Source organism: Ohtaekwangia kribbensis (assembly GCF_042676245.1).
Lineage (GTDB): Bacteria > Bacteroidota > Bacteroidia > Cytophagales > Cyclobacteriaceae > Ohtaekwangia > Ohtaekwangia kribbensis.
Genome location: NZ_JBHTKA010000016.1, coordinates 59,384 through 79,283 on the forward strand (window position 1 = coordinate 59,384; position 19,900 = coordinate 79,283).

The window sequence follows — 19,900 nt, forward strand, 5'->3', positions numbered from 1 at the left end:
TGATAAGCCGTAATGATCTGATAATCGTGCAGAACTACAGGTATAGATTATACTAAATCAACCGAAGAGTTAAGCCACGAGGAGTGACGTAACGTAATCGAAGTAAATCTCACGGGGCCATTTATCGTAACAAAGGCCGTGTATCCCTATATGAAGAAGCAAGGCAGCGGTCACATCATCAACATCAGCCTGCAAGCGGGCCGGCCCAATGCCTCCGCAAACACCCGTATCTGTTAGATCGTTTTCCGGATATAGATACAAACCTGTTACAGAATCCTGAGAATGTAGCCGAGTCCATTCGCTATGTACTATGCAACCCAGCGAAAGCTTTATACCCGAGCTCATGGGTAATTCCGATGAAGGAGACTTCGTGGCCGTAGGGAATGATAAAAGAAAGTGAGGTATAATTACTGGAGGCAATCGAATAAAAAAAGAAACCCGACTGTCTAGTCGGGTTCGTACCTGAGGCCGGAATCGAACCGGCACGCCTCTCGGCACACGATTTTGAGTCGTGCGCGTCTACCAGTTCCGCCACTCAGGCATGTTTCGTAGAAATGGGCTGCAAATATGTTCAAAGTTTTGCAACTCTCACAATCATACCTCTATAAATTTCTCAAGAGTGAATGCCTGCGTGCGTTCCCGGAAAAGTGTTTTCACCTGGCCCCATACCGTTCCGAACAATTCAGACTTCCGGTAACGCTCCAGATCTGCGGCACCATTCCAGTAACTCAAGGTCGTGTATGTGTTCGGTTCGTCCGCATCTTTGAGTAATTCCAGGTGCGTGCAGCCTTCTGAATTCCGGATATCCTTTTTGTAGAGATTGAAAATTGTCAGAAACTCTTCAACACCTGCATCCGTAAAATGCATTCGCACGATTCTTATGATCATATTTTTAAAATTTACAGCAATCGGTACTCTGCCAGACTGGTAGCCTCTGCGTTGTTCAGGTATGACGTTAACTGCTATTCTTCAAACAAAATGCTTACGGTGCTATCGTAGTCGAGTCCTAGTAACTCGGAAGCATTGCCTTTGTAAATGCCCACTTCGAGCAGCCCCAGACTGTTAAATACCATAAAACATTCGCCTTGCTCTGCCTGGTGATATTGGGTATGGATGCGTCTGAATTTTTCTCCGCCAAACTGAACGGTATATAATTTACCCTGGCTCAGAATATCAAATGCCTCCTTCGGTATATTGGTGATGAGATTTCCCATACCATCGACACGGATCACGGTTCCGGTAATTTGTTTTTTGGTAGCCTTTACCTGGCGGTCTATCATCTTCTTGAACGATGGCATCGGTTTGCCGAGGTTGGTGATCGAAACACCACTGGCAAGTTTAACGGCAGCCGGTGCAAAAACATCGCGCTCCGGAAATGTAGTGCTGATGCTGTTGATAGCATTCAGTTCAACCAGTTGCTGATGCGGTTTGTCGCTGATTAATCCGAATAAACCGTTGTCGCATCCTACAAAGAAATGATCTTCGAGTTGCAGCGCGATAAACGCGTCACCACGATTACCGATCGAGTCAACACCAACGAGGTGTACTGTACCTTTTGGAAAATCGCGGAACACAGCTCGCAATACGAAAGCTGCGTGCCCTATATCCGAAGGTTTTATCTTGTGGCTGATGTCTTCCACCCGTATACCCGGATTGATACTGATGATGCGGGCCTTGATGGCTGCCACATAATGGTCACTTTCACCGGAGTCAGTAAGAAGGGTAACAATGGCCATGGTTGATGCTGCGGCAGATATTCATTAATTTTGATATGGCAAAGTAAACATTTTTAGTCCATATAGTGTATTGAACTTTGTGAACTCTGATGCGGTTAAAATTTATGCCATAGTCTGTAGCCGAACTCAACCCACACCCGTACTCGTGAATAACACGAACAATGTTTAACATTTAATCAAAAAGATAGTTGATCGAAAAAACAGTAACACTTGAAAATATTTCCCTGATCGATTTCCTGGGAGTAGCGAATAAAACCATCGATACGCTGGCGGCAGCATTCCCGAAGAGTCGTATCATATCACGCGGAAACCAGATACATATCAAAGGATCTACTTCTGAAATTGTACAGATCGATGATATCCTGGCTTCGCTTATTGAGCATTACCATAAATATGGAAAGGTGACGGAAGAGAACGTTCAAAATTACATCTCGCACGAGCAGGAAATGATGCTGCCCGAAAACCAGCAGCCTGCTGATGATATTATTCTATACGGAACGAAGGGCAATCCTATAAAACCTAAAACCGTTAATCAGCAAAAACTGGTAGATGCTGTAAAGGAGAACGACCTGGTATTTGCACTCGGCCCTGCCGGAACGGGTAAGACCTATATTTCCGTAGCACTCGCAGTGCGGGCGCTGAAGAACAAGAGTGTAAAGAAAATTATCATCACCAGACCTGCTGTGGAAGCCGGAGAGAACCTTGGTTTTCTGCCGGGTGATTTGAAAGAAAAGATTGATCCATACCTGCGTCCTATTTATGATGGGCTTAACGATATGATACCATTCGAGAAGCTGCGTTATTATATGGAACGTGAGATCATCGAGATTGCACCGCTGGCCTATATGCGCGGACGCACGTTGAACAACGCTTTCATTCTATTGGATGAAGCGCAGAACACGACACCGATGCAAATGAAAATGTTCCTCACCCGGATGGGGCCAGACTCGAAGATGATCGTAACTGGTGATGCTTCGCAGATCGACTTACCGTCCAGGCAAAGCTCCGGACTGAAGGAAGCGATCCGTATACTGCGCGATGTACGCGGTATAGGTATGGTGGAACTCAATGAGAAAGATGTAGTTCGCCATAGATTAGTGCGCGATATCATTGAAGCATACCATCGCGAAGCCAACGACATCCGATAGGTATAGCTTGCAAAATATAGAGGAAGGTTAGGAATAATCATTACAATTCCTGACTTTCCTTTTTTTATTACTCGTTGTATGCTTCGTTGGATTCCGTTTGCCGTTGTGCGCATTGTCGTATTCTTTATTGCTGGTATAGTATTCGGTATATATCAGCCGGATTTTATTCCCCAGCTATATCTTCATATCATTTTTGCAGGAGCCATTCTGAGCTATGTAGCTTGTTTTATACTGCAGCGGCTCTACAAGAACTTCTTTAATCCCGGCCTTTTGGGATTGATGGTTATATTTCTTTCAGGTTATCTGCGAGTTCTGGATTGTACGGATGAACGTCAACCGGAGAATTTAATTCATCAGCGCGAACCTGTTCTATACTACCAGGTAACGATAACCAGCCAGGCGCGGAGTAAAGAGAATTCATGGAAAACAGAAGGATATATAACCACCGCGCAGACCTCTACCGGGTGGAAAGCGTGTACCGGAAATTTAATTCTGTATTTCCCCAAGAGTGACTTTCATAAGCCGTTTCAATATGGAGATATACTCTTAGTGAAGGGAATGCCGCAGCCTGTGCCTCCTCCCGGAAACCCCGGGGAGTTTGACTACAGGGAATTCCTGGCATACCGGAAGATATACCACCAGCAGTTTGTGCGGCAGCAGGATGTGAAATACACCGGAAGCAATCCGTCTTCGTCTATAGTATATCATGCCATCCGTACACGCACATGGGCTGATACAACGCTGGCGCGATTTGTAGCCGGAGCGCGTGAACAAGCTATAGCTTCTGCACTTGTACTGGGCGTAACGGACGGACTGGATAACGAATTGCTGAACGCGTATGCTGCAACAGGTGCTATGCATGTGCTGGCCGTGTCAGGCTTGCACATCAGTATAATTTATATGCTCATAGTCGGGTTGCTGCGGCCGCTTAACAATACTCCGGCCGGGCGATGGTGGCTCGCAGCTTTGAGTCTTATCATTCTCTGGGGATATGCGTTTGTTACCGGACTTTCTCCTTCGGTATTGCGTGCTGTAACCATGTTTACGTTCATGGCGATAGGCAAAGCATGGAACCGCCAAACCAATATATACAATACGCTGGCTGCATCTGCATTTTGTCTCCTGATCTATGAACCATACCTCATCATGTCGGTAGCGTTTCAGTTGTCGTACCTGGCGGTGCTGGGCATTGTATACCTGCAACCCGGTATATATAATTTGTGGGAGCCCGCTTCACGCTTCTGGGACGAAGTATGGAAAATTACCTGTGTATCCGTTGCCGCTCAACTTGCTACGTTCTCGCTGGGACTGCTATATTTTCACCAGTTCCCGAATTATTTTCTAATCTCTAACCTGCTCGTTATACCTATATCTTTTGCCGTACTTATACTGGGGCTCGTGGTGCTGGCCGCAAGTTTTATCGGTTCGCTGGCTTCGTTGTGTGGGTGGTTATTGCTGTGGACGATCAAAGCGCTTAACGCAGTTGTGTTTACGGTGGAATCTTTTCCGTATAGTCTTATCGATCATATATACATCAATACATTTCAGAGCTGGTTGCTCATGCTAGCCATCACCTGCTGCGTGTTGCTCTTTCAATTTCGAAAATTTTATTATTTGCCGGCAGCTTGTGTAATCATGATTCTGTTTGTTTCAATGCAGTGGTCTCATTACCGTGATGTTACAAGTCATGCAAAGCTTGCGGTGTATAAAGTGCCGCACCACACCGCGCTCGACCTGATCGATGAAGGAAGTGCTTATTTCATCGCAGATTCTTCGCTGCTGCAAAAAACTTCCGCAGTTCGGTTTCATATACAACCCAACAGATTGAACAATGGTGTTGATCGGGTAGAGGCTGTGACCAAATCGTTATCAGGAGTGTATGGAAACTGGACATGGCATGGCCGATCCATCCTGATAATACGCGACCCGAACGCTATACCGTTGAGCGCGATGAAAGCGGACTATGTCATCATCTCCAACAATGCTGTGAAGAATTTGTCTGTATTGTCTCAAATCAATGCGTCCGAAATAATTTTAGATAGCAGTAACTCTTACTATTTTGCTGAAAGATTACGCACACAGGCTTTGGCAGCCGGTATTCGTATTTACTCCGTGCTGCACGAGGGTGCGTTTATACGAGATATCTGATTTTCTACATTTCAAAATATATAGCATGAACCAGGTAGAATATATTGTACAGGATCGCATTGGGTATATAACTCTTAATCGTCCGGAAAAGCGAAATGCCCTGAGCTTTGAATTAGTGGCTGCGTTGAAAGATGCGTTCGATGTGGCTGAAAAAGACAGCACTGTAAAAGTTATTGTATTGCGGGCAAGCGGTGAAGCGTTTTGTGCCGGTGCCGACCTGGGCTATCTTCAGCAACTTCAGAAATTTTCATACGAAGAAAATCTGGCAGACTCCAATCACCTGAAGGAGTTATTTCAGAAGATATATATGCTTAAGAAGGTAGTGATAGCGCAGGTACAGGGCCATGCGCTGGCGGGTGGTTGTGGATTGGCTACCGTATGCGATTTTTCATTTGCAGTGCCTGAAGCCAAGTTTGGTTATACCGAAGTGAAGATCGGTTTTATACCGGCCATTGTCATGATATTTCTGTTGCGTAAGATTGGTGAAGCCAAAGCGCGACACTTACTGTTAAGCGGAGATCTTGTTACAGCAGAAGAAGCGCGCGCTATAGGACTTGTGAATACTGTTACATCCAAAGAAACGCTTGCGCATGAAGTATATACTTTTGCTCAACGGCTCATTACCACCAACTCGGCAACATCCATGGAGTATACCAAGCAAATGATTGCATCGGTGCAGTCGCTTTCCCTGGACGATGCGCTAACGTTTGCGTCCACGATGAATGCAAAAGCACGTGCCAGTGAAGATTGTGTTAAGGGTATACAGGCGTTTTTGAATAAAGAGAAAATCAGCTGGTAAAAATTTAATATAGCTATATACAGCACATAAATATTACAGCACGGATTGAATTCTCGTGTGAAAATTATATACTCATGGAGAATTTCACTGAACCCAAACATCCATGAAAATTTTAATGTGTATCGTATTGAGTGCGGTAGCTATACCGCTTTTTGCACAGCCGTATGCAGGAGACACCTGGAAGGACGCGAGCAAGAAAGGGACCGGATCTGTCTCGTTTGCCTATGTAGAAACACCAAGTTTTGTTTATGTTGATGAATCCGGAAAACTTACCGGTATATGTGTCGACATTATGAACGACTTTGTCGCATGGTTAAAAGATGTAAAAAAAGTAGACGTCAAGCCTAATTTTGTAGGCAACGGAACAAGTTTCCGCGGCATGTACGACAAGGTAAAGATATCCAAAGGCGGAGTGTTCGGCCTTGGTAACATTACTATAACAGAAGAGCGAAAGAAAGAAGTAAAATTCAGTCAACCGTTCATCACCAACTTTGCAATACTCATCACCCAGGATAAGATTCCAACACTTACGAAGTTCGAGGATTTGCCAAAGACATTTGCCGATCTCACAGCCTATACGGCAAAGGGTACGCTGAACGAGAAGCGTATGATGGAGTTAAAGTCAAATTACTTTCCGAATATGAAAGTAGCGTATACTACTACCAGTCAGGAGACACTGGAGAAGTTGTTCATCGATCCAAAAGGTTTTGCCTATCTCGACCTCGCTTTTTACCTGGAGGCTGTTCAGAAAAAGAAAAACATCAAACGCCATCCGATTGCTGACAAGGCTGCCGAACAATTCGGATTCATCATGCCGCTAGGCACCGATTGGGCTCCTGTACTCGATGAATTCCTGAAAAACAACGGAGGGTATACTGCTTCTGCACGGTATAAATCTATTCTTGTGAAGCACATGGGTGAGGCGGGTATGAAGCTCATGCAATCTTCGAAGTAAAGGAGTCGTTAATCGTAAAAAAGGTCATCGGAGTATATCTTCGGTGACCTTTTTTCTGGACTTTCACCCAATTCTTTCGCAACTAAACCACAGATAACGGTTAACGATTAATCGATAACGATTTACAATTAACGGATAACGAGTATATTCGTCTCCATTGGAGACACCCGTTTCGATATTAAAAAAGTACTGGCAGCATAGTCAGTTCAGACCTTTGCAGGAAGATATAGTCAATTCTGTATTGCAAGGTCATGATACCTTGGCGTTGCTCCCTACAGGTGGCGGCAAGTCTGTTTGTTTCCAGGTGCCCGCGCTATTGCTGGAAGGTGTATGCATTGTTATAACACCGCTGATCGCGCTTATGAAAGACCAGGTAGAGCAATTGAAGAGACGCGGCATTCTGGCCGTTGCCATTCACTCCGGTATGAACCGTTCAGAGATCGATATACTGCTGGACAACTGCATTTACGGTTCGATAAAATTTCTATACGTTTCTCCCGAGCGTTTGCAGACCGAACTTTTCATTGAGCGTGTAAAGCAAATGAAAGTCGGACTTATCGCAGTGGATGAAGCACACTGTATATCGCAGTGGGGTTATGATTTCAGGCCACCGTATCTGCAGATCACAACATTGCGTGAACTCAAACCTGCTACACCGGTAATAGCACTCACGGCAACAGCTACGCTGGTGGTGAAAGAAGATATCATGAACAAGCTGGCGTTCCGGGAGCCGACAGGAGTTTTTCAACGTTCTTTCGCACGCGATAATCTTTCATTTGTTGTTCGTAAAACTGAGAACAAGGAACGTAAGCTGCTGGAAATTTTACAGAAGGTAAAGGGCAGCGCCATTATATATGTTCGTTCGCGCAAGGCTACACAGCAAATTGCCGAGTGGCTCTCGAAGCGTGGTATAAGTGCATCGTATTACCATGCAGGTCTTGATTTTGAAGAGCGATCGAAACGTCAGGAAGAATGGATTCATAACAAGAGTCGCGTTATGGTCGCTACCAATGCATTTGGTATGGGTATAGATAAACCGGATGTACGGCTGGTCGTTCATTTGGATATACCGGAGAACCTGGAATCATATTACCAGGAAGCCGGACGTGCCGGTCGTGATGGTATACGTTCATTTGCAGCTATACTATATCAGGAAGCTGATGTAATAAACCTGCAGTTTAAAACGGAGCAGGCGCATCCTTCACCGGAAGCACTTAAAAAAATATATCAGGCACTGGCTAACTATTATCAATTGGCGATAGGAAGCAGTGGAGGCGAAAGTTTTGATTTCGACTTACTCGATTTTGCCGAACGATTTAAATATCACCAGGCAGAAGTATATATAGCGCTGAAGAAACTGGAGGAAGAAGGATTGATTCAATTCAACGAAAGTTTTTATAATCCTTCGCATTTGTTCTTCCCGGTTGATAAAACGAAACTATATGAGTTTCAGATCGCGAATGCGCGGTTCGATCCGGTTATAAAAATGTTGTTGCGCCTATATGGCGGAGAATTATTTTCAGAGTTTGTAAAAATATCGGAAGCATACCTGGCGAAAGGATTGAAGATCACCGAAAAGGAAATGATCGCTACCCTGAAGCATTTGAATGAACTGAAGATTGTGATCTATCAACCCTTAAAGAATAAACCACAGGTAACTTTTGTACTGCCGCGACAGGATGCTGATAGACTTCCGTTGAATATAGCCCGGCTGGAGGCACGTAAAAAACTTATCGTTGATAAAATGAACGCCATGGTAGCCTTTGCTACCTCCACGCATCGGTGCCGGATGCAGATTGTTCAAGAGTATTTTGGAGAAGACACGTTTGCTGTATGCGGCCTGTGCGATGTTTGCATCGAGCAGCGTAAAACAGATAATCGCTCGGCTTATGATCAGTTGCGCGCGGAAATCGTTAATATTATTAAAAGTACTTCCATGACGATTGAGCAACTGGAAGAGCATATAGAACCCACTGATCACGAACTGTTTGCCGATATAGTGCGTGAACTGGTAGATGAAGGATTGCTGCAATATGATGACAGTTGGCGATTGCAGCTTTCTGAACAAAAAAACTGATTGTATGTTTATACTACTATGCGAAAGGGATTAAAGAAGTTCGTCCGGATTTTTATTTATGTACATGTGTTTCTGGCAGCAGCCTTGTTGCTCACACACTGTACATTCAAGCGTTATGCTGAAAAATCTTATGCACGCGCCAAGAAAGATAAACCATACGATGTAATTATAGTACCCGGAGTGCCTTACGAAAAAGAGAACACTACCATGGTAATGACAATGCGTATGTACTGGGCGAAGCATCTCTACGATAGTGGCTATACCAAGAATATAATTTTTTCAGGCGCTGCAGTATATAGTCCGTTTGTAGAAGGACTCGCGATGAAGACTATTGCTGACTCATTAGGTATACCGCGCGAACATCTCTTTGCAGAAACAAAAGCCGAACATAGCACCGAGAATATTTACTACTCATGGAAGCTCGCGCAGGAATTGGGTTTTAAGAAAATAGCGTTGGCTACCGATCCCTATCAATCCGGTTTGCTACGCAGCTTTACAAGAAAGTATTGTCCTGGAGTAAAAGCTATACCCATCGTATTTGGTATGCTGGATATAGGGAGTAAGAAGTTACCGGTGATCGATACCACAGCATGTCATGCCGAAGGATTTGTTTCGATACTTGACCGTGAAGGATTCTGGCAAAGATTCCGCGGCACCATGGGTAAACGTGTTAAAGAAGAGCGCAAAGCCGAGCTTCGTCAACGCAAAGAAGAAGCGCAGGAAAACGTAAGCCAGACTACATATTGAACTTACTTGCCCGCAGATTTACAGAAGAATAATAGAACTTGTTATATAAGGATATCATCTGAGTTGTCCCGATAGCTATCGAGACGCACCGGGTAGGTATATTTTTATGTATTTATCTGCGGTTAATCTGCGTCCTCTACGGGCCATAAAACACGTGGCAAAATAAAAAATCCCTATAACGAGCAATAAAAAAAGTCCCATTGCTGGGACTTAAATCTTTGAAGGATGATCGAAAGTGGAGAATATCGGAGTCGAACCGATGACCTTCCCGATAGCTATCGGGACGCTCCAGCCAGGGTATATTTTTTAGGTATTTTATCGGTGTAAATCAGCGTCCTCTGCAGGCAATAAAAAAGTCCCATTGCTGGGACTTAAATCTTTGAAGGATGATCGAAAGTGGAGAATATCGGAGTCGAACCGATGACCTCTTCCATGCCATGGAAGCGCTCTAGCCAGCTGAGCTAATCCCCCGAATGGGCGCAAATATAAATGAGTTCCGGTAAAAATCAACGACATCGCCCGGTACAATAACTTTCGTTTCCGGAGGTGAAAGGAGTTTTAACCATAAATAAGTTCTGCTTTGTTGCGGGTAAAGTATAGAAACGTATCGTTATTGAGCGCCTTCTCAGTAATCTCGATTAATAGGCGTACCTTTGCAATCTTATACAATAATATAGAATGAAATCTTTTGAAACCCTGGGCCTGTCCAGGGGCTTGGTGGAGTCGGTTCAGCTAATCGGCTTTGAAACACCTACTCCCATACAGGAAAAAGCAATCCCTGTTTTACTGAACGGTAACCGCGATTTCGTAGGACTCGCGCAAACCGGTACTGGTAAAACTGCTGCCTTTGGATTGCCCTTGCTCGAACTTGTTGATGACAAGAGTCGAGACACACAAGCGCTTGTGCTTGCGCCTACACGTGAACTTGGCCTGCAGATAGCCAATGACCTTGAAAACTTCTCTGAGAAATTTAAGTCATTCAACATTGTGGCCGTATACGGTGGCTCCAGCATTAGTGAGCAGATCCGTAAAGTAAAGAAAGGTGCTCAGATCATCGTGGCAACACCCGGACGTCTGATCGACCTGATTGATCGTAAAGCTATTAACCTCAAGACTATAAAATATATAGTACTCGATGAAGCCGATGAAATGTTGAACATGGGCTTTAAAGATGATCTTGATAAAATTTTATCGTTTACTCCGGATGATAAAGCTACATGGCTGTTCTCTGCTACGATGCCGCGTGAAGTACGCGCCATCATGAAGAACTATATGAGCGATCCGTTCGAGTTAACGGTAGGAGAGCAGAACACAGGTAACGTAAACATCGAACACCAGTACGTAATTGTACAGGAGAGAGATCGCTACCTGGCGCTGAAACGTATACTCGATAACAATCCGGAAATTTTCGGATTGATCTTCTGTCGCACGCGTATCGATACACAGAAGACTGCCGAGATGTTGATGAAGGATGGCTATAGCGCAGATGCACTACATGGTGATCTTACACAACAGCAACGCGATCGCGTGATGTTGAATTTCAGACAACGGTCTTTGCAGATACTGGTTGCTACCGATGTAGCAGCGCGCGGTATAGATGTGGAAGATATCACACACGTTATTCACCTGAATATACCCGATGAGATGGAGTTCTATACTCACCGTAGCGGAAGAACAGCACGTGCCGGAAAGAAAGGTGTTTCGATCGCGATGATTTCAAAGCGCGAGCTTGGCAAAGTGAAGCAGATTGAGAAAACGCTGAAGTCTCCTTTCAAGCGTGCTATGATACCTACCGGTGCAGAAGTTTGTCAGAAGCAGTTGCTGGCATTTATGCACAAGGTAAATGAAGTAAAGGTAAATGAAGATCAGATCGCAGAATTTTTGCCTGCTATCGAAGCTGAGCTGAAGAATTTAACAAAGCAGGAACTGATCAAGCGTTTTGCTTCGCTGGAGTTTAACCGCTTCTTCGATTACTATCGCAATGCTCCTGATCTGAACGTTGAAGGAAAACGCGGAGGAAGCGAAGGCGGTGAAGAACGTTACTCATCAGGTGGCGCGCGCTTCTTTATCAACCTCGGTAAAATGGATGGTCTCGATGTATCAAAGATGATCGAGTTGATTGATGACTATGCCGGTTTAGGAAAGAACGACATCGGTAAGATAGATCTGAAAGGTGCTTATTCATTCTTTGAAGTAGAATCAGAAAAAGCAGATCTGATTCTGAAGAACATGAACGGTATAGAGTTTAAAGGTCGCCAGGTTCGTGTTGAAGTAACAGAGCAGAAAGAGTCAGGTTCAAGAGGAGGTCGCTCTTCGGGTGGTCGCGGACGCTCTTCCGGAAGAGGTTCCGGTGGCGGTGGCAGATCACGCTCATCTGATCAAAAGCGTAACAACAAATGGAGATAAGCGATATATAGCCACTATGTATAGTCTGCAATAAAACGGAAAGGCTTTATGAGTATAATTCTCATAAAGTCTTTTGTTTTTTATCCGCGTTTGTCAGTGGGGAAGACTGTGAAGTTGAGTAACTCGGTGTGGCGTATCACCGATATATCAATAGCATTGATGATATCGCGCCTGCTCAATTCCTTAAAGAGTTCATGTGTACTGTTGATGATCTTATCGTTGAACGAGATAACGATATCGCCGTCCTGCAATTGAGAACGCGAAGCGGGTGAATTGGCTTCGATCTTCGTGATGAATAAACCCTTTTTATTGCGCAGGTTATGGTGCTGCTTTACTTTCGGGTTTATCGCTACTTCCTGCAGCATCAATCCTAAATATGCCTTGAATACTTTTCCGTCTTTCAACAGCTGCTGTGCTATTTCTTTGGCCGTGTTGATATCAACTGAGAAACTCAAGCCTTGAGCACCTTGTATAATGGCCGTGTTCACACCAATTACTTCTCCTTCCATGGTAATCATCGGGCCACCGGAGTTCCCAGGATTCAATGCAGCATCGGATTGTATGACGTTGTCCACCAATCTGCCCGATTGTGTTTGCAAGGTTCGTCCCAATGCGCTTACCACCCCCGTTGTAACGGTATGTTGATAGCCGTAGGGATTGCCTATAGCAATAACAAACTGTCCGATCTGCAGTTGTTGTGCATCGCCTAATTTTGCAACGGAGTAACCTTCGCTATATATCTTGAGTATAGCTAAATCTGTATCCGGATCTTTACCTACCAGAAATCCTTCAATCTCATTTTCATTCAGCAGGCTTACCATAATTTTTTCGGCACCGTCTACTACATGACTGTTGGTAAAGACTAATCCGTCTGATGAAAAAATAAATCCCGAACCGGAGCCGGCCTGACGAAGTACATTGTTCTTGTCTCGCTTGAAGACATCTATTCTGACAACCGCATTTTTAGTTTTCTCTACGGCATCAATGATCATTGTTGAAAATGCATCCATATATCCTCCTTGGAAAGATTTAGCGCTGTCAAAAAACTATCCACGCCTAGGAATGGGCTAAAATGACCTATATCTATAGTGGCTGCGAGCCAAATTGACCGAAGTCGGTAAGCTGGCGAGGGCGATCGTACTCTGAAAAGAAGCCATAAAGGCTGTTTATACACGGTTTTTGATTACCGATTTTTTACCGGTCAACACAATTTTTAACAAAAAATTATTTGGTGAAGCTTTGAAAAATAAAAATTTTTTAGAAATTGCAATGGTTTGCAGGACAGTACTCAAACGTTAGCAGATTAAAATCCGATAACCTTCTTACAAGGCTTTAATTACAGTTGGTTAACAAAGGATAGCTGCCACAATGAATGAAAAAAGAGACTGCAACGAAACCATGTCTAAAGTCGGCCCCTTAATCTAGCTTTTAAACCTATTTTATTTTTTATGAAGCAGATTAATATATATCATTTCCTGGGCTTAGCGATTATGTTTGCCAGTTCAATCGTTTCGATGACGCTTTTGGCAATCATTATTTTTTAATCCCCGTATTGTTTAGCGCTCACTCCGTAGCTAAAAGGAGTGATCTTCCTAATTGTACTACCAACTCACTCATACCGCAGGGTCTTTGCAGGATTACCCAATGCAGCCCGTAAGGTTTGTGTGCTTACCGTTATCAACGCAATGGCAATGGCGCAGATAGCTCCCGCTATATATATGCCGAGGTTCATATCAACCCGGTACGCGAAGCTGCTGAGCCAACGGTCCATCAGATACCAGGCTACCGGCCAGGCTATCAGGTTAGCAATACCAATCAATATCAGAATTTCTTTCGACAAAAGCTGAAGTATGCTTCCCACGGAAGCACCCAGCACTTTGCGTATACCGATCTCTTTCATACGCTGCAGCGTACTGAAGGTGGCAAGCCCGAATAAACCCAGACTGGCAATAAATATAGCCAGTGCTGCAAAGGTGGTGAACAACTGACTTTGTTTCTGTTCGGCCTGGTATAGCTTGCGATACCGCTCGCTTACAAATTCATACTCAAACGGGCGGCCTGGTAAAAATGACTTCCAGGTTTTCTCCAGGTGTGCTAAACCTTGCTGCATGGAGTTGCCGGATATAGTTACCGACAACCGGTTATAATTATTTCTGCGCATCAAAAATACCATCGGTACTATTTGCTGATGCAGCGATTCAAAGTGAAAATCCTTAACGATACCAATCAGTTTACCGCGCACATCGGCATGCCGAAAATCTTTGTCGATGTTCGACTCAAGATCGGTCCAGCCGAATGCTTTGGCAGCAGCTTCATTTACGATAAAGGCGAGTGAATCATCTGTAGGTATAGCCTTCGAGAAATTTCTTCCGGCCACCAGTGTTATACCATAGGTGTCAAAGAAATCTTCGTCAGCGGAGATTGATTTGAGATTTACCGAAGTACTTACCAGGCTATCGCCTTTCATAATACTGGCGTCTCCGTATGAATCCAGTAGTCGTCCCGTAGGTATACGCGAAGAGCGTCCGGCATTTTGTATCAGCGATGATTGCGTCAGGGTATTGTGAAATCCCTCATAAGTATTGTCAAGGTCATTGTAGTATGAAAGTGTAACAACCTGGTCTTTCTTATAACCCAACTCACGATCATTCAGAAATGCGAGTTGTTGAAACGTGATCAGCGTAGCAATAATCAGCACAATGGAAATGGAGAATTGTACCACCACCAATGTTTTACGAATACCTGATTTACCTGTGGCCGAGCCCTGCTGTCCTTTTAACGTAGCGGCAGGATTGAACGAAGAAATAACAAAAGCCGGATATATACCTGCTGCTATACCGATAATGATTGCAAATACAACGAGCCCCGCCATGAGTGGTATATTTGTAAATATATTCGCAGAAAGTTCTTTGCCGGTAAATGTATTCAGCCACACCACACCACGCACCGATAAGATCAGGGCAAGCACCAGCGAAAAAAAGGTGATGATTACCGACTCGCTCAGATACTGACCGATGAGTTGTGCTTTCAGTGCGCCCACAACTTTGCGCATGCCTACTTCTTTTGCGCGTTTGGTAGCGCGTGCCGTAGAAAGGTTAACAAAGTTGAAGCATGCAATGAGTATAATGAACACACCGATTACACTCATCATATATACATTGTTGATGTTACCGTTAACCTCCAGTTCATCATCCAGGTGCGAATGCAAATGTATATCGGTAAGATTTTGCACGAACAACGTAGTTGATTTGGAAGCAACCCAATCTGCCGATGCACCCCAATTGGCACGTGCAAAGTTTCCAAAATGTTTATCGAGAAAGGCAGGCAGTGATGCCTCCAGTTTTTTCGCATCAGCACCTTTTTCCAATAACAGGTATGTGCCGAAAGCGTTGTTGCCCCAGTTTGTTTCAAGACCCTTACGACCATATACATTGTCGTTCTCTAATGTGCTGAATGATACCAGGAACTCCGGATGCCAATGCGATTGCTTCGGAAAATCTTTAAACACGCCCGTTACTTCCAGGTCAAATTGATTGTTGGCACGCAGTCGTTTACCTACGATGTTCCTGCTTTTAAAATATTTCTCGGCAGCCTTCTCCGAAAGCATCACGGTAAAAGGACGTTCGAGTGCTTTGGCAGGATCACCGGATCGGACATCAATATCAAAGATCTGAAATATAGCAGGCTCTGCTACAAACACGTTGTCTTCCGTATTGGAAATCTTTACCTCACCATTTTCTTCCAGTCCGATTACGATACCAAAGTTTATCGTCCGTGCCATCACTTCAATCTCTCCGAAATCATTTTTTAGTAACGGTCCGATAGGAGGGGCAACATTGGCCAGGTGCAGATTTACTTCACCTTCCTGTGAATGGAAACTTCGTGTTACGCGGTAAGTCCGGTCGGCCTTGGCATGATACGCATCGTAACGAATCTCGTCTGTTACAAACAGGAATATAAGTATAGCACAGGCAATCGCTAACGCAAGGCCGGCTATATTGATGAAAGCGGTAAGCTTGTTGCGGAAGATAGAGCGCAGCGCTACTTTAAAATAATTTCGGATCATAGGTGCAAGGGTAAACTTTATCGTTGTCGATTGGTTACACAAAGACCATGCATTTTACGGAAGGATGCACCAGGCATTAAAAAACGCATTTCGCCAAAACACAATGTTCAATTGTGATCAGCGATGTTGTACGGAAATGACCAGAAAGTTTAAATGCCCGGTAACAAACCATTCATAAAAGATTAATTTCACGCACTTGTTGATTAATTATCTTGCTGACTTTATTGCAAACTATGAGAGTATACATTTTTGCGCTGGCCTTGTTGATTTCGGGCGCGGCATCTGCGCAGACATCCCCGGTCGGAGTAAGTGATCGTCCAAAACTGGTAGTCGGTATAGTAGTAGACCAGATGAGACAAGAGTACCTATATCGATACTATAACAAATTTGGTAATGACGGCTTCAAGCGATTGATGGGAAGTGGCTTCATGATGAAGAACGCGCATTACAACTATGCACCAACCTATACAGGTCCCGGTCATGCTTCGGTTTATACCGGCACAACACCTGCCGTGCATGGTATCATCGGAAATGATTTTTATAATAAGAAGTCAGGCAAGATGGTGAACTGTGTGGAGGACTCCCTGCAAAAAATTGTTGGTGCTCCATCCGGTAATGGTGATGTGTCTCCGTGGCGCATGCAGTCTTCTACCGTAACCGATGAGTTAAAACTGTTTACACAAAAACGTGCCAAGGTAATTGGCTTATCGTTTAAAGATCGTGGTGCTGTATTGCCGGCCGGCCACATGGCAGATGCTGCCTACTGGTTTGATAGCGGCAGCGGAAGATTTATTTCAAGCACGTACTATATGAGCAAACTTCCGGAGTGGGCAGAGAAATTCAATGGACTGAATCTTCCGGAAAAATATTTATCGCAGGAGTGGAACACGCTGTTGCCGATTGAGCAATATACCGAGAGCGGACCAGATGATTCTCCATACGAAAAGAAATATAGCGGTAAAACAAAACCTGTATTTCCATACAACCTGCCGCAGATGCGCAAACAGAATGGAAATTATGAACTGCTATATATGACTCCGTTCGCAAATGATTTTCTTACCGAATTTGCAAAAACTGCATTTGTAAACGAGAAGATGGGCAAAGATGATGTTACTGACTTCTTGTGTATATCATACTCTACTACCGATGCTATAGGTCATGCCGTAGGACCGAATGCTATAGAAGTAGAAGATACATACCTGCGCCTGGATCGTAACATTGCCGACCTGTTAAAGACGCTCGATAAAGAAGTAGGGCCTGGTAATTATACCTTGTTCCTCACGGCCGATCATGCAGTAGCAGATGTACCGCAGTATCTGAAGGATAATAAAATGCCTGCAGGATATTTCAACGAAAACTATGCGAGTGCAAAACTCAACGAATACCTGAATATATATTTTCCGGGAAAGAAACTGATAAGTAATGTAAGTAACGGACAGATCTTTTTAAACCACGAAGCTTTTCAGGGAAGCCCGAAGGCATCGGGTATAGATATGTTTATTGTAGCAGAGTTGATCGGTAAATTCCTGATGACGATGGATGGTGTTGCCAACTACTATACCGAAGGTGTGCTTCGTCAGGGTAACTATAGCGATCAGGGTGTTAAAGGACATGTGATCCGCGGATATCATCCGAAGCGCTCAGGCGACATCGTTGTAGTGCTGGAGCCCGGTTGGTTTGAGTCCGGATCAATACAAGGTACAACGCATGGTTCCCCATATACGTATGATACAAACGTACCGATGCTGTTCTACGGTAAAGGTATCAAGCATGGTACATCGGTACGCTATCATCCTGTTACGGATATAGCACCTACTATCTCTGCATTGCTGAGCATCAAGTACCCGAGTGGTTGCACCGGCAATCCGGCAGAAGAAGTACTCGAATGATTTCCCCGCAAGGGTAACAATTATAGCACTCCCTGCGTAGGTTAATATGTACTAACCTTTATGATTTATGCATGTAGACCTTAAACAGAAATTTACCCGGTTCTCCGAATATTGGCATCCCTATATCGTAGGAGAGCTGAATGATAATTATGTAAAGATCGCCAAGGTAAAGGGAGAACTGATTTGGCATAAACATGATGGTGAAGATGAATTATTTGTGGTATTGCAGGGTACATTAATGATGGACTTCCGCGATAAACCAACCATAGCGACAAAGCCCGGAGAAATTCTGATTGTACCCAAAGGCGTGGAGCATCGCCCATGGACAAACGATGAGGAGGTGCGTATTATGCTGATCGAACCCAAAAGTCTGAAACACACGGGAGATATAGTTGTTGAACAAACGGTTCAGAACCTCAAGTGGATCTAGTATAATTTTCTACACTGAAATATTCTTGTAAGATATAGCATGCCATTGTGGTTCGCCACATTGGCATCAATTTTTTAGTTTATATCCGAACTATAGTTGCGCACGCAATTGTTTTTTACGAAAGATAATCCGGTATGCTGAAATCCATCCACCCATTTGATCAGTCTGTTATAGACGAATTTCCTGTGCTTACAGTGCATGATATACAGGCGAAGCTTGATAAAGCCACACTCGCCTTCAGTCATTGGAAGAAGACTACATTTGCGCAGCGCAGCGATGTGTTGCTTAAGGCCGCGGCTATTCTTCGTAAAAATAAGGAAGACTATGCGCGCATTATTACTTGGGAGATGGGTAAAGTAATTTCAGAGTCGCGTGCAGAAGTTGAGAAGTGTGCCGTGGGATGTGAATACTTCGCGCGCCATGCGGAAGCGTTTTTGGCTGATAAGATCATTAAGACAGAAGCCTATAAAAGCCTGGTAGCGCATCAGCCTATAGGAGCGGTACTTGCTATTATGCCCTGGAACTTTCCGTTCTGGCAGGTGTTCCGTTATGCAGCGCCTGCGTTAATGGCAGGTAATGTAGGTTTACTCAAACACGCTTCGAATGTTACACGATGCTCCATGACGATCGAAAAGATTTTTCATGAAGCCGGTATTCCGGATGGTGTATTTCAATCACTCCTCATCGATAACTCTGCGGTTGAAAGTATACTTGAAGCGAAGATCGTACAGGGTGTTGCATTAACGGGTAGTGAAGCAGCCGGTTCGAAAGTTGGCGCACTCGCAGGAAAGAATATAAAGAAGTCGGTGCTTGAACTCGGAGGCAGCGATCCATTTATAGTATTGGAAGATGCAGATCTCGATCTTACCGTAAAGATTGCTACACAATCGCGCATGCAAAACGCAGGACAATCCTGTATCGCTGCGAAACGATTTATAGTACATCAAAAAATAAAAGACGAATTTGTTGATCGCTTCCGTCAGAGTATAGATGCATTGCAACAGGGAAATCCTTTTGATGAAAAAATAACAACTGGTCCGTTGGCGCGCGTTGATCTGGCAGAAGAACTGGAAAAACAACTGAAGCAATCTGTTCTCCAGGGAGCACAATTGGTAACGGGTGGCGAACGCGATGGCAGTAATTTCAGGCCGGCGTTGCTCAACAATGTGAAGCCCGGTATACCTGCATTTGATGAAGAGACATTCGGACCACTCGCAGCGGTAACAACAGCAGCCAGCGACCAGGAAGCTATAGCTTTTGCCAACGCGAGTCGTTATGGTCTAGGAGCATCGGTATGGACAAAAGATCGCGAGCGTGGCGAACGCGTAGCGCGGGAGATTGACGCCGGCTCCGTATTTATCAATGCATTGATGAAATCAGACGCACGACTGCCGTTTGGAGGAATCAAGAAATCCGGTTACGGTCGCGAACTATCCGAAGAAGGCATCCATGAATTCGTGAACATAAAAACAATCTCCATCGCGTAGTTTTTAATTCTT

Annotated in this window: 15 protein-coding genes and 2 tRNA genes; 11 read left to right on the forward strand and 6 right to left on the reverse strand. The window is 44.3% G+C overall.

What is annotated here, in order from left to right; genetic code table 11:
- The first annotated feature begins 96 nt into the window (after positions 1-96).
- Positions 97-237, forward strand: coding sequence for an SDR family NAD(P)-dependent oxidoreductase (locus ACFQ21_RS28860; RefSeq protein ID WP_377586662.1), 141 nt, complete (start codon positions 97-99; stop codon positions 235-237).
- Between the two features lie 222 nt (positions 238-459).
- Here ACFQ21_RS28860 and ACFQ21_RS28865 read toward each other — a convergent pair.
- The 3 genes from ACFQ21_RS28865 to ACFQ21_RS28875 form a co-directional block, all read right to left on the reverse strand.
- Positions 460-541 (reverse strand) — tRNA-Leu (locus ACFQ21_RS28865).
- Positions 542-594: 53 nt separating this feature from the next.
- Positions 595-888 (reverse strand): putative quinol monooxygenase, encoded by a 294-nt coding sequence (locus ACFQ21_RS28870; protein WP_377586013.1) that lies wholly within the window; start codon positions 886-888, stop codon positions 595-597.
- A 74-nt stretch (positions 889-962) separates the two neighbouring features.
- On the reverse strand, positions 963-1,736 hold the full coding sequence (locus tag ACFQ21_RS28875) for an SAM hydrolase/SAM-dependent halogenase family protein (protein ID WP_377586015.1): 774 nt from the start codon (positions 1,734-1,736) through the stop codon (positions 963-965).
- A gap of 188 nt (positions 1,737-1,924) precedes the next feature.
- Between ACFQ21_RS28875 and ACFQ21_RS28880 the strand changes: the two genes are divergently transcribed.
- The 6 genes from ACFQ21_RS28880 (at position 1,925) to ACFQ21_RS28905 (ending at position 9,610) form a co-directional block, all read left to right on the forward strand.
- On the forward strand, positions 1,925-2,884 hold the full coding sequence (locus tag ACFQ21_RS28880; RefSeq protein WP_377586017.1) for a PhoH family protein: 960 nt from the start codon (positions 1,925-1,927) through the stop codon (positions 2,882-2,884).
- A 78-nt stretch (positions 2,885-2,962) separates the two neighbouring features.
- On the forward strand, positions 2,963-5,032 hold the full coding sequence (locus tag ACFQ21_RS28885) for a ComEC/Rec2 family competence protein (protein WP_377586019.1): 2,070 nt from the start codon (positions 2,963-2,965) through the stop codon (positions 5,030-5,032).
- 25 nt (positions 5,033-5,057) lie between these two features.
- Positions 5,058-5,831, forward strand: a complete 774-nt coding sequence (locus ACFQ21_RS28890) for an enoyl-CoA hydratase/isomerase family protein (RefSeq protein ID WP_377586021.1) — start codon at positions 5,058-5,060, stop codon at positions 5,829-5,831.
- Positions 5,832-5,934: 103 nt separating this feature from the next.
- A complete protein-coding gene (locus ACFQ21_RS28895) occupies positions 5,935-6,786 on the forward strand; it encodes a substrate-binding periplasmic protein (RefSeq protein ID WP_377586023.1) in 852 nt (283 codons plus the stop codon).
- A gap of 157 nt (positions 6,787-6,943) precedes the next feature.
- A complete protein-coding gene (locus tag ACFQ21_RS28900) occupies positions 6,944-8,863 on the forward strand; it encodes a RecQ family ATP-dependent DNA helicase (protein ID WP_377586025.1) in 1,920 nt (639 codons plus the stop codon).
- Positions 8,864-8,881: 18 nt separating this feature from the next.
- Positions 8,882-9,610, forward strand: coding sequence for a YdcF family protein (locus ACFQ21_RS28905; protein WP_377586027.1), 729 nt, complete (start codon positions 8,882-8,884; stop codon positions 9,608-9,610).
- Positions 9,611-10,007: 397 nt separating this feature from the next.
- Here ACFQ21_RS28905 and ACFQ21_RS28910 read toward each other — a convergent pair.
- Positions 10,008-10,081, reverse strand: a tRNA-Ala gene (locus ACFQ21_RS28910).
- Positions 10,082-10,288: 207 nt separating this feature from the next.
- Between ACFQ21_RS28910 and ACFQ21_RS28915 the strand changes: the two genes are divergently transcribed.
- A complete protein-coding gene (locus ACFQ21_RS28915; protein ID WP_377586029.1) occupies positions 10,289-12,016 on the forward strand; it encodes a DEAD/DEAH box helicase in 1,728 nt (575 codons plus the stop codon).
- An 80-nt stretch (positions 12,017-12,096) separates the two neighbouring features.
- On the opposite strand, the gene ACFQ21_RS28920 is transcribed toward ACFQ21_RS28915, so the two are convergent.
- Complete coding sequence (locus tag ACFQ21_RS28920; RefSeq protein WP_377586031.1) at positions 12,097-13,026, reverse strand: S1C family serine protease; 930 nt, start codon at positions 13,024-13,026, stop codon at positions 12,097-12,099.
- Between the two features lie 599 nt (positions 13,027-13,625).
- Complete coding sequence (locus ACFQ21_RS28925) at positions 13,626-16,082, reverse strand: ABC transporter permease (RefSeq protein WP_377586033.1); 2,457 nt, start codon at positions 16,080-16,082, stop codon at positions 13,626-13,628.
- A 233-nt stretch (positions 16,083-16,315) separates the two neighbouring features.
- Here ACFQ21_RS28925 and pafA point away from each other — a divergent pair, with 233 nt between their 5' ends.
- The 3 genes from pafA (at position 16,316) to ACFQ21_RS28940 (ending at position 19,888) form a co-directional block, all read left to right on the forward strand.
- Positions 16,316-17,971: an alkaline phosphatase PafA gene (gene pafA, locus ACFQ21_RS28930; RefSeq protein ID WP_377586035.1), complete on the forward strand. Its 1,656-nt coding sequence runs from the start codon at positions 16,316-16,318 to the stop codon at positions 17,969-17,971.
- Between the two features lie 67 nt (positions 17,972-18,038).
- Positions 18,039-18,401, forward strand: a complete 363-nt coding sequence (locus tag ACFQ21_RS28935) for a cupin domain-containing protein (RefSeq protein ID WP_377586037.1) — start codon at positions 18,039-18,041, stop codon at positions 18,399-18,401.
- Between the two features lie 134 nt (positions 18,402-18,535).
- Positions 18,536-19,888 (forward strand): NAD-dependent succinate-semialdehyde dehydrogenase, encoded by a 1,353-nt coding sequence (locus ACFQ21_RS28940; RefSeq protein ID WP_377586039.1) that lies wholly within the window; start codon positions 18,536-18,538, stop codon positions 19,886-19,888.
- The last annotated feature ends 12 nt before the right edge of the window (positions 19,889-19,900 follow it).

Excerpts from the sequence above, each read along its gene's own strand:
- ACFQ21_RS28870 (WP_377586013.1), bottom strand. The coding sequence starts at position 888 with ATGATCATAAGAATCGTGCGAATGCATTTTACGGATGCAGGTGTTGAA.
- ACFQ21_RS28875 (WP_377586015.1), bottom strand. The coding sequence starts at position 1,736 with ATGGCCATTGTTACCCTTCTTACTGACTCCGGTGAAAGTGACCATTAT.
- ACFQ21_RS28885 (WP_377586019.1), top strand. The coding sequence starts at position 2,963 with ATGCTTCGTTGGATTCCGTTTGCCGTTGTGCGCATTGTCGTATTCTTT.
- ACFQ21_RS28890 (WP_377586021.1), top strand. The coding sequence starts at position 5,058 with ATGAACCAGGTAGAATATATTGTACAGGATCGCATTGGGTATATAACT.
- ACFQ21_RS28895 (WP_377586023.1), top strand. The coding sequence starts at position 5,935 with ATGAAAATTTTAATGTGTATCGTATTGAGTGCGGTAGCTATACCGCTT.
- ACFQ21_RS28905 (WP_377586027.1), top strand. The coding sequence starts at position 8,882 with ATGCGAAAGGGATTAAAGAAGTTCGTCCGGATTTTTATTTATGTACAT.
- ACFQ21_RS28915 (WP_377586029.1), top strand. The coding sequence starts at position 10,289 with ATGAAATCTTTTGAAACCCTGGGCCTGTCCAGGGGCTTGGTGGAGTCG.
- ACFQ21_RS28920 (WP_377586031.1), bottom strand. The coding sequence starts at position 13,026 with ATGGATGCATTTTCAACAATGATCATTGATGCCGTAGAGAAAACTAAA.
- ACFQ21_RS28925 (WP_377586033.1), bottom strand. The coding sequence starts at position 16,082 with ATGATCCGAAATTATTTTAAAGTAGCGCTGCGCTCTATCTTCCGCAAC.
- pafA (WP_377586035.1), top strand. The coding sequence starts at position 16,316 with ATGAGAGTATACATTTTTGCGCTGGCCTTGTTGATTTCGGGCGCGGCA.
- ACFQ21_RS28935 (WP_377586037.1), top strand. The coding sequence starts at position 18,039 with ATGCATGTAGACCTTAAACAGAAATTTACCCGGTTCTCCGAATATTGG.
- ACFQ21_RS28940 (WP_377586039.1), top strand. The coding sequence starts at position 18,536 with ATGCTGAAATCCATCCACCCATTTGATCAGTCTGTTATAGACGAATTT.